Origin of the sequence: Glaciimonas immobilis (assembly GCF_011947285.1) — a bacterium.
Taxonomy (GTDB): Bacteria; Pseudomonadota; Gammaproteobacteria; order Burkholderiales; family Burkholderiaceae_D; genus Glaciimonas; species Glaciimonas immobilis.
On sequence record NZ_JAAOZT010000020.1, the window covers coordinates 1 to 13989 of the forward strand.

Sequence of the window (13989 nt, forward strand, 5' to 3'; positions counted from 1 at the left end):
TTCGACCTTCAAGGGAGATTGCAGGGAGGTAAAGGATAACGGCAAGTCACTGGTACAGGTGAAAGATTGATCCGACCGCCTGTAGCGGCTATCTATACTGACGATTGCCTGACGTACGCTACCTCGGATGGCGGCTCGGGGGAGAGCTGGAAATTATCCGCTAATCCATCCACTCAACGAACTCTCTTGCTTGCTCAATCAGTAAATCAGCCTGTTCACTATCAGTCAGGTCACCGGTGTATTCAGCCATTTTCCGAATGTCATGTGCGCGATTAAACGTTCACCCGAATTCGGCGGGGACAAGGCCGGTTTTAACCAGATGCAGCCCAAATGCAGCGATCAATCCAATAGGGGTTTTACCAACCATCGGATCGCTGCCAGGCAATATTTGAAGTAAAGCGGCTTTGGCAGCATCAAATATTGCATAGTAAGCACGGTTGCATGCGCCGTCGATATCGCCAGCATTGCGCAATAATTGTGCTGACTCAAGGGCACGACCAGCTTTACATATCAAATCTTTTGGCACCGTGGCGTTCACTCGATGATGATGCCATCGCGCGCAATATTTTTTAGCAAAAACGGATTTCTGTAGGTGTCGGGACTTGCCCATTCATCCTCCCATACAGGAATTGCCTCAACACGAATACCGGTATCGAGCATGACATCAAATGCCATGTCAGAAAGCGCCATTTTCGTCGCTACGAACTGGCCGTGTGCCCCTGAAAGTAAAACCGCAATATCTGCATCACTGTCTGACAGGAAACTGCCTCTTGCCCGGCTTCCAAACAATATGGCACCCTGTATAGGAAACACGGCAGTGACTTTTTCCATAAAGGCTTTGACTGTCGCAGCTGTCGCCACATCAAGCGGATGATTTTCCAATGTCTGCATGTGCGTTTTCCCTACAATATTGCACTAATCAAGTATCTGAACATCGCAATTCTATCGCGCCAAACATGATCGCACAAACAAAAACGGCACCGGAAAAATTTCTCCGGTGCCGTTTCCTACAAGAACAACATCAAAGCATTATGCTTCGCCGTCAGTCGTACCCAGTGTTTCTGCCGCGTGTACTTCTGCTTCAGCCTGAAGATTGCGCGCTTGTTGCTCAGACTGCAGCAACGCCGTGCGCTCTTCCGCTTCCCACGTTTCTTTTTCTTTGCGTGCACGGTGGAATGCCAGACCCGTACCAGCCGGAATCAGACGTCCAACGATAACGTTTTCTTTCAGACCGCGCAGACCATCGCGTTTGCCCATAATCGCAGCTTCGGTCAGAACACGTGTAGTCTCCTGGAACGATGCAGCGGAAATGAACGAGTCAGTCGACAACGATGCCTTTGTGATACCCAGCAATACGTTTTCGTAGGTTGCAGGGATCTTGCCAGCCGCAACAACGCGGTCGTTTTCATCTAGCAACTCTGAACGCTCAACCTGTTCACCAGTGATGTAATTAGCATCGCCAGCATCAACGATCTGAACGCGACGCAACATCTGACGGACGATCACTTCAATGTGCTTGTCATTGATCTTCACACCCTGCAGACGGTACACGTCCTGTACTTCGTCAACGATATAACGTGCCAACGCTTCGATACCCAACAGGCGCAGAATGTCTTGTGGATCGGCCGGGCCGTCAACAATCATTTCACCCTTATTCACTACTTGACCGTCATGGACCAGCACTTGTTTGTCCTTGGTAATCAAGAACTCATGCTTATTGCCGTCCATGTCTGTGATTTCCAGACGTTGTTTACCCTTGGTTTCCTTACCGAATGCAACGGTACCGGTAACCTCAGCCAACATACCGGCATCCTTCGGCGAACGGGCTTCAAACAGCTCGGCAACACGCGGCAGACCACCGGTGATGTCACGTGTTTTTTGCGATTCAGTCGGGATACGTGCCAGTACTTCACCAACGTGTACTTGCTGACCGTCTTTCACGGTAATCAGCGCACCAACCTGGAAACCAATCGTCACAGCGTGTTCAGTGCCGGAGATCTTCACTTCTTGTTCTTGTTCGTTCAACAATTTAACTTGCGGACGAACGGTTTTGGTTACAGAACCGCGACGTTTAGCATCGATAACAACCAATGTTGACAGACCGGTTACTTCATCGATCTGACGTGCAACGGTCGAACCTTCTTCAACATTCTCAAACTTCACAGTACCGGTGTACTCGGTAATGATCGGACGTGTCAGAGGATCCCATGTTGCCAATGTTGCGCCAGCCTTGATCGTCATACCATCGTTGACGATCATGGTTGCACCGTACGGTACTTTATGACGCTCACGCTCACGACCATGGTCGTCGGTAATCAGCACTTCGCCCGAACGGGAAATAACGATCAGCTCGTTTTTACCGTTAGTGACGTAACGCATGGTTGCCGTAAAGCGCACGATACCGTTCGACTTGGCTTCAACACTTGACGCCACTGCTGCACGGGATGCCGCACCACCAATGTGGAACGTACGCATGGTCAGCTGTGTACCTGGCTCACCAATTGACTGCGCCGCGATAACACCGACTGCTTCACCGGCATTGACCAACGAACCGCGACCCAGATCACGACCATAACATTGTGCGCACAGGCCATAGCGTGTGTCACATGTCAGTGGTGTGCGAACCTTGACTTCATCGATACCCAGACGTTCGATTTCTTCGACTGAATCTTCATCCAGCAAAGTACCGGACTCGTACAACGTCGCCTGAGTTTCAGGATTAACGATGTCAGTCGCAGCAACCCGACCAAGGATACGGTCGCGCAACGCTTCGATGACTTCACCACCTTCAACCATTGCCTTCATGACAGCACCGTTCGATGTGCCGCAATCATCTTCGATCACAACCAAATCTTGGGTAACGTCAACCAGACGACGTGTAAGGTAACCTGAGTTCGCTGTCTTCAATGCCGTATCGGCCAGACCTTTACGTGCACCGTGGGTCGAAATAAAGTACTGCAAAACGTTCAGACCTTCGCGGAAGTTCGCGGTAATCGGCGTTTCAATAATCGAACCATCCGGTTTCGCCATCAGACCACGCATACCGGCCAGCTGACGAATCTGTGCTGCAGAACCACGCGCACCGGAGTCGGCCATCATGTAAATGGCGTTGAACGATTCTTGTGTGCCTTCGGTGCCGTCGCGGCGAACCACGTCTTCAACCTTCAGCTGTTCCATCATGGCCTTGCCGACGTCATCACCGGCTTTGCCCCAGATATCGACAACTTTGTTATAGCGCTCGCCGGCAGTTACCAAACCGGACGAATATTGCTGTTCGATCTGTTTGACTTCTTGCTCGGCTGCAGCGATCAGTGTCACCTTTTGCGGCGGTACCAACATATCATCGACGCAAATCGAGATACCGGCACGCGTCGCCAGACGGAAACCAGACTGCATCAACTGATCGGCGAAAACCACCGTCGCACGCAGACCGCACTTGCGGAATGATGTGTTGATCAGCTTTGAAATTTCTTTCTTCTTCAGCGCACGGTTAAGTACGGTGAACGGCAGACCTTTAGGCAGAATTTCTGACAGGATCGCACGGCCGACAGTCGTTTCATAACGCTTGATGGTCTTGACGAACTCGCCCGTTACCAGATCCTTCGGGTACTCGGTAATACGCACGGTGACACGGGTTGTCAGTTCGACTTCCTTGTTGTCATACGCACGAATTGCCTCAGACACGTCTGGGAACATCATGCCTTCGTTCTTGCCGTTGATCTGTTCACGCGTTGCGTAGTACAGACCCAGCACGATATCTTGCGAAGGTACGATCGACGGTTCGCCGTTCGATGGGAACAGAATGTTGTTCGACGCCAGCATCAGCGTACGCGCTTCCATCTGGGCTTCGATTGACAAAGGAACGTGGACCGCCATTTGGTCACCGTCAAAGTCGGCGTTAAACGCCGCGCAGACCAACGGATGCAACTGAATCGCTTTACCTTCGATCAGGACCGGCTCAAAAGCCTGGATACCCAAACGATGCAGTGTTGGCGCACGGTTCAGCATGACCGGATGTTCACGGATCACTTCTTCCAGAATGTCCCACACTACAGAAGTCTGATTTTCAACTTCCTTCTTGGCTGCCTTGATGGTGCTGGCGATACCCATTACTTCGAGCTTGTTGAAAATGAATGGCTTGAACAATTCCAACGCCATTAATTTCGGCAAACCGCACTGATGCAATTTCAGTTGTGGACCAACCACGATGACCGAACGACCAGAGTAATCGACGCGCTTACCCAACAAGTTCTGACGGAAACGACCGCCCTTACCCTTAATCATCTCAGCCAATGACTTCAACGGACGCTTGTTAGCACCAGTCATGGCTTTACCGCGACGACCGTTATCCAGCAACGAATCGACGGCTTCCTGCAACATCCGCTTTTCATTGCGCGTAATGATTTCTGGTGCGCGCAATTCCATCAGGCGCTTCAGACGATTATTACGGTTAATGACGCGGCGATACAGATCGTTCAAATCAGAAGTAGCGAAACGACCACCATCCAGCGGTACCAGCGGACGCAATTCCGGCGGCAACACTGGCAATACTTCCATGATCATCCAGTCCGGCTTGATACCCGAACGCTGGAACGCTTCCAGCACTTTAAGACGCTTGGAGTATTTTTTGATTTTGGCTTCGGACTTTGAATCTTTCAGGTCCTGACGCAAAGTCTCGGCTTCACGATCGATATCAATCGCGCGCAACAATTCACGGATACCTTCGGCGCCCATGAATGCGGTGAAATCGTCGCCGTATTCTTCGTACTTGGCAGCAAAGTCATCTTCAGACATGATCTGGCAACGCTTCAGCGGCGTCATGCCCGGATCGGTGATGACGTAGGCTTCAAAGTACAGTACGCGTTCGATATCCCGCAACGTCATGTCGAGGACCATACCCAGACGTGACGGCAGCGATTTCAGGAACCAGATATGTGCGGTTGGCGATGCCAGCTCAATGTGGCCCATACGCTCACGACGCACTTTTGCCAGCGTGACTTCAACGCCACACTTTTCGCAGATGACACCGCGATGCTTCAGACGCTTGTACTTACCGCAGAGGCATTCGTAGTCTTTGATTGGGCCAAAAATCTTGGCGCAAAACAGACCGTCGCGCTCTGGCTTGAAGGTACGATAGTTGATGGTTTCTGGCTTTTTGACTTCGCCGTAAGACCACGAACGGATTTTATCTGGCGACGCGAGTCCAATTTTGATCGCGTCGAATTGTTCATTTTGCTGAACTTGCTTGAATAAATCGAGCAGTGCTTTCATGTATCACTCCAGGTTGGCGTGAAAAAACTAAATTCTTTTGTTAGTGCAGTGGATTGTTTCTCTCATTTTTCACAAATGAGGGGACAATTTTCACCGACCTTTTAGCTGCTGGCTGAATCAGTTGTGGGACAGTGTCATTTGGCACCTTTCGGTGCCGCATGAACCTGTCCCGGCTTGACTCAAAAGCGTGGATCAAAACCGAAACCGCTTAGTCGCGATCCAGATCCATATCGATACCCAGCGAACGGATTTCTTTCAACAACACGTTGAAAGATTCCGGCATACCGGCTTCGATAACATGGTCGCCCTTGACCAGATTTTCATAGACCTTGGTACGACCGTTAACGTCATCTGATTTAACTGTCAGCATTTCTTGCAGTACATACGATGCGCCGTACGCTTCCAATGCCCACACTTCCATCTCACCGAAGCGCTGACCACCGAACTGCGCTTTACCACCCAACGGCTGCTGAGTTACCAGCGAGTAAGGACCGGTAGAACGTGCATGCATCTTGTCATCGACCAGATGGTGCAGTTTCAGGTAATGCATGTAGCCGACAGTGACACTACGCTCAAACGCTTCACCGGTACGACCGTCATACATCGTGACCTGATTCTTCGATGGCGTCATGCCCAACTGCTTGGCAATTGCATCCGGATACGCCAGATTCAGCATACGGTTGATTTCGCCTTCGTTTGCACCGTCAAATACTGGCGTTGCAAAGGTCACACCTTTTTTCAGGTTGGCAGCCAGACGCAGGATCTCGTCGTCGCTCATGCTGTCCAGATCTTCAACTTTGCCCGATTCGTTATAAATCGTGTTGAGGAACTGACGCAGCTCGGCAATCGCGGTTTGCGCCTTCAGCATTTCGCCGATACGCAGACCAAGACCCTTAGCGGCCCAACCCAGATGGACTTCCAATACCTGACCGATGTTCATCCGTGACGGAACGCCCAGCGGATTCAATACGATGTCAGCTGGCGTACCATCTGCCATGTGCGGCATGTCTTCGATCGGCAGAATGCGGGAGACCACACCCTTGTTACCGTGACGACCCGCCATTTTGTCGCCAGGTTGCAGACGACGCTTAACAGCCAGGTAAACCTTGACCATTTTTTGTACGCCGGGCTGCAACTCATCGCCCTGGGTCAGCTTCTTACGCTTTTCTTCAAACGCCAGATCAAACTGATGACGCTTCTCTGCGATCGATTCCTTGATGGCTTCGAGCGAAATAGCAGTAGGATCATCCGAAGGACGAATATCGAACCAATGGTATTTATCCAGGTCGGCCAGGTATTCCTTGGTCAACTTGGCGCCTTTGGCCAACTTCTTCGGACCACCGTTGACGACCTTGCCGATCAACATACGTTCCAGACGTTCGAAGGCATCGCCTTCAACAATCCGCAACTGATCGTTCAGGTCGAGACGATAGCGCTTCAGTTCGTCATCGATAATCTGCTGTGCACGTTTGTCACGGACAATACCTTCACGCGTAAACACTTGCACGTCAATCACCGTACCGACCATACCCGAAGGCACGCGCAGCGATGTATCTTTAACGTCTGATGCTTTTTCACCAAAAATCGCACGCAGCAGTTTTTCTTCTGGTGTCAGTTGTGTTTCACCTTTAGGTGTAACTTTACCAACCAATGTATCACCAGCTTCAACTTCTGCACCGATGTACACAATCCCTGCTTCATCCAGACGCGCCAACTGATTTTCAGCCAGGTTCGAGATGTCGCGGGTAATTTCTTCAGCGCCCAGCTTGGTGTCACGTGCAACAACCGACAACTCTTCAATGTGAATCGACGTGTAACGGTCATCGGCAACCACTTTTTCGGAGATCAAAATCGAGTCTTCAAAGTTGTAACCATTCCATGGCATAAACGCCACGAGCATGTTTTGACCCAGCGCCAATTCACCCAGGTCAGTCGATGCACCGTCAGCGATCACATCAAGCTTGGCGACGCGATCACCCACTTCAACGATAGGACGCTGGTTGATGTTGGTATTTTGATTCGAGCGGGTGTATTTGATCAGGTTGTAAATATCAACACCGACTTCACCAGCCAACGCTTCTTCGTCGTTGACACGAATCACTACACGACCAGCATCGACGTAATCAACGATACCGCCGCGCAACGCTTGCACTGTAGTGCCAGAGTCAATCGCCACAGTGCGCTCAATACCGGTACCGACCAATGCTGTTTCCGGGCGCAGGCAAGGAACTGCCTGACGCTGCATGTTGGCACCCATCAACGCACGGTTTGCATCATCGTGTTCAAGGAACGGAATCAATGACGCCGCTACCGAAACCACCTGACCAGTTGCCACGTCCATGTATTGAACGCGTTCTGGCGATACCAGAATTGTTTCACCCGCTTCACGCGCCGAAACCAGTTCGTCCGATAACTTGCCCGATTTGTCGATAGTCGCATTCGCCTGAGCGATGATGTAACGACCTTCTTCAATCGCGGACAAGAAATCGACCTGCTCAGTGATCTTGCTATCAACAACCTTGCGGTATGGTGTTTCAAGGAAACCGTACTCATTCAGCCGCGCATACAGCGCCAATGAGTTAATCAGTCCAATGTTCGGACCTTCCGGTGTTTCAATCGGGCACACACGACCATAGTGAGTTGGATGTACGTCACGCACTTCAAAACCAGCACGTTCACGCGTCAGACCACCGGGTCCAAGTGCCGAAATACGGCGCTTGTGGGTGATTTCTGACAATGGATTGGTTTGATCCATAAACTGTGACAATTGCGACGATCCGAAGAACTCACGGATTGCGGCCGAAATCGGCTTGGAGTTGATCAGATCATGCGGCATCAAATTGTCAGCTTCAGCCTGGCCCAGACGTTCCTTGACCGCACGCTCAACCCGCACCAGACCGGCACGGAATTGATTTTCTGCTAATTCACCGACGCAACGCACCCGACGATTACCCAAGTGATCAATGTCATCGACTTCGCCGCGACCATTGCGTAGCTCAACCAAGATTTTTATGACAGCTAATACATCTTCGTTCGAGAGCGTCATCGCGCCAGTCAGCTCATCGCGACCGATACGACGATTGAACTTCATACGACCAACAGCCGACAGATCGTAACGATCTTCGTTGTAAAACAGGCCGTTGAACAGCGCTTCAACTGAATCTTCAGTTGGCGGTTCGCCAGGACGCATCATGCGATAGATAGCGACTTTAGCAGCCATCTGATCGTTAGTATCGTCACTGCGCAGCGTTTGCGAAATGTATCCGCCCTGATCCAGATCATTGGTGTACAAAGTCTGGATAGTAGCAATATCCGCTTCACGCAATTTTGCCAACAACTCTTCAGTCAACTCGTCGTTTGCGTTAGCAACGACTTCACCAGTGTCTTCATCAACGATGTTGCGTGCCAATACACGGCCCAACAGATAGTCTTCAGGAACGTTAATACTCTTGATACCAGCAGCTTCGATGTCGCGCACATGCTTGGAATTGATCCGCTTGTCTTTTGCGACCAATGGATTACCAGCTTTGTCCAGGATATCAAAACGCGCAACTTCGCCGCGCAAGCGCTCAGCGACAAATTCCATCTCTGCGCCTTCAGTACGCAAAGCGAAATTATCGAAGACGAAGAAGTTAGCCAGAATCTGCTCGACCGACATACCGATGGCTTTAAGCAGAATCGTGACAGGCATCTTACGACGACGGTCAACACGGAAAAACAGGATGTCTTTAGGATCGAATTCGAAGTCAAGCCATGAACCGCGGTAAGGAATAATACGAGCGGAAAATAGCAATTTACCGGAAGAGTGCGTCTTGCCGCGGTCATGTTCAAAGAACACACCAGGCGAGCGATGCAACTGCGACACGATAACGCGCTCAGTACCGTTAATGACGAACGAGCCGGTAGTTGTCATCAAAGGCAATTCGCCCATGTAGACTTCTTGCTCTTTCATTTCTTTAACAACTGGCTTGGTTGGCGATTCTTTATCAAGAATAACCAGACGCACCTTGGCACGCAGAGGCGACGCGAACGTCAATCCACGTTGTTGGCATTCCTTGACGTCGAACGGTGGATCACCGAGGACGTATGACAGGAATTCGAGACGCGCAAAACCATTGTGCGAAACGATAGGAAAGATGGACGAAAAGGCAGATTGCAAGCCTTCATTTTTGCGTTGGGACGGTACTTTGTCTTGTTGCAAAAAGCCCAGATACGACTCGAGCTGGGTCGCCAGCAGGAACGGAACTTGATGAACATTCGCACGTTTCGCAAAAGATTTGCGAATGCGTTTTTTCTCAGTAAATGAGTAATGCATGGACACTCCGTGAGTGACTGAAAGGATAGAGAATTCAGGATTCGATAAGTTTGATAGCTGGATCGGGCAACTCACAATAACTGTCAGCCGCTTAGATTAGCCATAAAACCCAACTGCTACGAAACCTCAAGTCTCAGCCCTTCGAGCTTGGCTGCAAAGAACGCTTTAACCCGGTTAATACTGAACCTGGTGACTCGATCTGATCGAACGAGTAAGCTTATAACAACAATAAAATTGAAAACGACAAAGGAGCCAAAGCCGAACCCCCAATTCCGGGGATTCTGCACTTTGACTCCTGCATCTCCTTGGCGGAGACGCACTGTGAAATCAGAATTACTTGATTTCCGCTTTCGCGCCTGCTTCAACCAATTTCTTCTGTGCCGCTTCAGCATCTGCTTTAGAGACCGCTTCTTTAACTGCCTTCGGTGCGCCATCAACCAGGTCTTTAGCTTCTTTCAAGCCAAGACCAGTGATTTCACGTACCGCTTTAATTACGCCAACTTTGTTCGCGCCGAATTCAGTCAGGATAACTGTGAATTCAGTTTGCTCTTCAGCAGCAGCAGCGCCACCGCCAGCAGCGCCGCCAGCAACAGCAACAGCTGCAGCCGAAACGCCAAACTTCTCTTCGAATGCCTTAACCAGGTCATTCAATTCCATAACGGTCAGGGCGCCAACTGCGTCCAGGATTGCGTCTTTGTCAAGTGCCATGTGAAACTCCTAAATTTATTTGATAACAACATCTGATTAGTACTAACGCTGAAAAAAGCGTCGAAGCGCTACTTAAACTATTACAAATTAAGCGGCGACTTCTTCGACTGCAACTTCGCCAACAACAACGCCGGCGTCGGCTTCTTTTTTCGCTGCCAAAGCAGCTAAACCACGCACAAATCCGGAAATCGGAGCTTGCATCATGCCCACAACCTGGGCCAGCAAAACTTCACGACTAGGGATACTTGCCAACGCTACGACAGCCGCTTTATCAAGCGATTTGCCAGCGAAGCTACCCGCTTTGACGACCAGTTTGTCGTTGGTTTTTGCAAAGTCAGCGATGACTTTAGCAGCAGCAACGGCATCAACCGAGATCGAATAGATCAACGGACCGGTCATTTCATTTGCGAGTTCAGCAAAAACGGTACCTTCAACGGCACGTCGAGCTAATGTATTTTTCAATACACGCAGGAACACACCTTGGGTACGCGCATTGGCGCGCAGTTGCGTCAAGTGACTAACCTGGATGCCACGGTATTCGGCCAAGACGATAGTCTGCGCAGCTTTCACTTTCGCAGATACTTCGGCTACAACGGCCTTTTTGTCATTCAGATTGAGACTCAAGATCAACCCTCCATTAATGATGCTCAGTAACTACATAGCCGCAATTGGCTACTCACCTCACATCGGTTCGAACACGGCGTCCGAAGTTAGGAGTTCAGTACCAGCGCGCTATAAATAACGCAGCAGTGTTGAGACTACAAAACTTGTTCGGGTGCACCATCTGCGCTGGGTACCGGACGACTTTGACTGCCGCCCGACATTTTTAACTTTGTGCATCAACTTGCATGCACGCCGCCCAACGGTCTTTGATTGTCTGAACTGACATCATTATTACGATGTCAATCCAGCCCAAAGATTTGCCGGAGTCGCCAGCGCTGTACAATTGCACAATCGCGGCACCCTCAGGACTTGATTCAGCTATTAAGCAACCAGGCTTGCTTGCTCAACACGGATGCCAGCACCCATAGTTGACGACAACGAAACCTTACGCAGGTAAACACCCTTGCTGGTTGTTGGCTTAGCTTTAGCTAATGCGTCGATCAGCGCCAACAGGTTCGATTTCAGATCAGCATCGCTGAACGATTTACGACCGATAGTTGCGTGAATGATACCGCCTTTGTCAGTACGGTATTGTACTTGACCAGCTTTTGCATTTTTAACTGCAGTAGCGACGTCAGGCGTAACAGTACCGACTTTCGGGTTAGGCATCAGGCCACGTGGTCCCAGGATTTGACCTAGTGTACCAACGATACGCATGGTATCTGGCGAAGCGATAACGATATCAAAAGGCATGTTACCGGCTTTGATTTGCTCAGCCAGATCTTCCATACCAACGATATCTGCACCAGCTGCTTTAGCTTGTTCAGCTTTTTCACCAGAAGCAAAAACAGCAACACGCACGCTTTTACCTGTACCAGCTGGCAATACTACGGAGCCACGTACAACTTGATCCGATTTTTTTGCGTCAACGCCCAATTGGACGGACACATCGATCGATTCGTTGAACTTAGCAGTTGCGCATTCTTTGATCAATACGATGGCGCTATCAAATGGATAAGCCTTAGTGCTGTCAATTTTTGCTTTGATCGCTTTTACGCGTTTAGTTAACTTAGCCATTACAGACCCTCTACCGTGATACCCATTGAACGAGCGGAACCGGCGATAGTACGCACGGCAGCTTCCAGATCAGCACCAGTAAGGTCGGGCTTCTTCTGAGTAGCGATGTCTTCTGCTTGTTGACGAGTAATCGAACCGACTTTGTCGGTGTGCGGCTTAGCCGAACCCTTGGTGATACCAGCAGCTTTTTTGATCAAAATAGTTGCAGGAGGTGTCTTCATGATGAAAGTGAAGGACTTATCCGCAAATGCTGTGATCACAACTGGAATTGGCAGACCCGGCTCTACACCTTGGGTCTGTGCGTTAAACGCTTTACAGAATTCCATGATGTTAAGGCCGCGCTGACCCAGTGCTGGACCAATCGGAGGGGATGGGTTTGCTTTACCAGCTGGAACTTGCAGCTTGATAAAACCAATAATTTTCTTTGCCATGATGGCTCCTGCGTTGATTGAGTGTTAGCGCCTTTTCGATCAGTATCCTGACTTAGTTGGGCTCCTCTCTTACTAATTTTGTTATTAATTACAACGAATCCGTAAATTTTGACAACTTACCGCGCTTCGTTTGGCGCGCCCTGCAAATTCTTATTCTGCAAATTTTTCAATGCTTCAGCCTTAACTACATGCCTCTATTGCAATTTTTGCATTTAACGATGACTGCAGCCGTCCTATATGGGGACACAATCAGACTTTTTCAACCTGACCAAATTCCAGCTCGACTGGTGTAGCACGACCAAAAATGGTGACCGTCACGCGTACGCGCGATTTTTCGTAGTTCACTTCTTCGACGTTGCCATTGAAATCTGTGAACGGACCATCTTTGATACGGACTAACTCGCCGACTTCGTACAATACTTTTGGACGTGGCTTTTCGACGCCATCCTGCATTTGCTGCATGATCTTATCGACTTCATGCTGCGGAATAGGCGTTGGCTTGTTTGACTTGCCACCGATAAAACCCGTTACTTTGTTGGTATTCTTTACCAGATGCCATGTTTCATCCGTCATTTCCATCTCAACCAGTACGTAACCTGGGAAGAAACGACGTTCAGTTACGGACTTCTGGCCATTTTTTACTTCAATGACTTCTTCAGTTGGCACCAGAATCTGGCCAAACTGGTCTTGCATACCGGCACGTTCCGCACGCTCGGTGAGCGCACGCATCACGCTTTTTTCCATACCAGAGTAAGCGTGCACCACATACCAGCGCTTCTTGCCCATAGGCGCAGACGCCGGCGTCGTTACTTCGACCGGCGTTGCTTGTGCGTCGTCTTGTGTGCTTTCGCTCATTATTATTTCCAACCCAGAATCACGTCGTACAACAAAACCTCAAGGAGCTTATCGGTGCCCCACAGGAAAATTGCCATTACCAGAACAAATACGAATACGATTGCAGTAATTTGCATCGCCTCTTTGCGGGTAGGCCAGACTACTTTTTTGGTTTCGCGGATTGCTTCTTTGGCGAAAGTCAAAAAGCCACGGCCTTGCGTAGAGGTCCATGCTAATGCAATTGCCACGATCAAACCGGCAACTAGAACACTTGCACGTACCAGGCTTGGTTTGTCCGACAAAAAATAAAAGCCGACTATGCCGGCAACGACAGCTAATACTGCCAGTACTACTTTGAGCTTGTCGCCGGATGGGCTGACTGTTTGCACAGGGTGGTTAGACATACTTGGATTTATACTTTCAGTACCCTACACCAGAATCGGTGGCAGGGGCGGAGGGCATCGAACCCCCAACCTCCGGTTTTGGAGACCGGCGCTCTGCCAATTGAGCTACACCCCTAACGCTTACACTTGATGAGTTTTTTGGCTTAACAACTCACTTCACTACAAAACTTTACTTTACTTTACAAACTTAGATAAACAACGTTTGCTTACTTCTTTATAACGACATGCCGTTGAGACATCAACGCCGCAAGACGGAAAAATCCAAACTTGCGGCGCGCTAACTAACTTATTGTGGATCTGGCAGGATCTTGGCAACCACACCCGCACCAACAGTACGCCCACCTTC

At 49.8% G+C, this 13989-nt stretch carries 10 protein-coding genes and 1 tRNA gene; all 11 read right to left on the reverse strand.

Translation table 11 applies throughout. The features are described from left to right. Positions 1-280 precede the first annotated feature (280 nt). The 11 genes from HAV38_RS21185 to HAV38_RS21235 all read right to left on the reverse strand — a co-directional run bounded on the left by HAV38_RS21185 (position 281) and on the right by HAV38_RS21235 (position 13758). Positions 281-526, reverse strand: coding sequence for a HEPN domain-containing protein (locus HAV38_RS21185; RefSeq protein ID WP_245182503.1), 246 nt, complete (start codon positions 524-526; stop codon positions 281-283). A gap of 8 nt (positions 527-534) precedes the next feature. Next, a complete protein-coding gene (locus HAV38_RS21190) occupies positions 535-891 on the reverse strand; it encodes a nucleotidyltransferase family protein (RefSeq protein WP_168057393.1) in 357 nt (118 codons plus the stop codon). Positions 892-1029: 138 nt separating this feature from the next. Continuing rightward, on the reverse strand, positions 1030-5271 hold the full coding sequence (rpoC, locus tag HAV38_RS21195; protein ID WP_168057394.1) for a DNA-directed RNA polymerase subunit beta': 4242 nt from the start codon (positions 5269-5271) through the stop codon (positions 1030-1032). Between the two features lie 208 nt (positions 5272-5479). Further along, a complete protein-coding gene (rpoB, locus tag HAV38_RS21200) occupies positions 5480-9586 on the reverse strand; it encodes a DNA-directed RNA polymerase subunit beta (RefSeq protein WP_168057395.1) in 4107 nt (1368 codons plus the stop codon). Between the two features lie 333 nt (positions 9587-9919). Then, complete coding sequence (rplL, locus tag HAV38_RS21205) at positions 9920-10294, reverse strand: 50S ribosomal protein L7/L12 (protein ID WP_168057396.1); 375 nt, start codon at positions 10292-10294, stop codon at positions 9920-9922. Positions 10295-10381: 87 nt separating this feature from the next. Next, complete coding sequence (gene rplJ, locus HAV38_RS21210) at positions 10382-10918, reverse strand: 50S ribosomal protein L10 (protein WP_168057397.1); 537 nt, start codon at positions 10916-10918, stop codon at positions 10382-10384. A gap of 360 nt (positions 10919-11278) precedes the next feature. After that, positions 11279-11974: a 50S ribosomal protein L1 gene (gene rplA / locus HAV38_RS21215; protein ID WP_168057398.1), complete on the reverse strand. Its 696-nt coding sequence runs from the start codon at positions 11972-11974 to the stop codon at positions 11279-11281. Beyond that, positions 11974-12405, reverse strand: a complete 432-nt coding sequence (gene rplK / locus HAV38_RS21220) for a 50S ribosomal protein L11 (protein ID WP_168057399.1) — start codon at positions 12403-12405, stop codon at positions 11974-11976. Before rplK ends, rplA begins: the two co-directional genes overlap by 1 nt. A gap of 249 nt (positions 12406-12654) precedes the next feature. Further along, the gene (gene nusG / locus HAV38_RS21225) at positions 12655-13191 is read right to left on the reverse strand and encodes a transcription termination/antitermination protein NusG (RefSeq protein WP_370446503.1); all 537 of its coding nucleotides are present in this window, start codon (positions 13189-13191) and stop codon (positions 12655-12657) included. Positions 13192-13262: 71 nt separating this feature from the next. Further along, positions 13263-13643: a preprotein translocase subunit SecE gene (gene secE / locus HAV38_RS21230; protein WP_168057400.1), complete on the reverse strand. Its 381-nt coding sequence runs from the start codon at positions 13641-13643 to the stop codon at positions 13263-13265. 39 nt (positions 13644-13682) lie between these two features. Further along, positions 13683-13758: transfer RNA gene (locus HAV38_RS21235), tRNA-Trp, on the reverse strand. Positions 13759-13989: the final 231 nt, after the last annotated feature.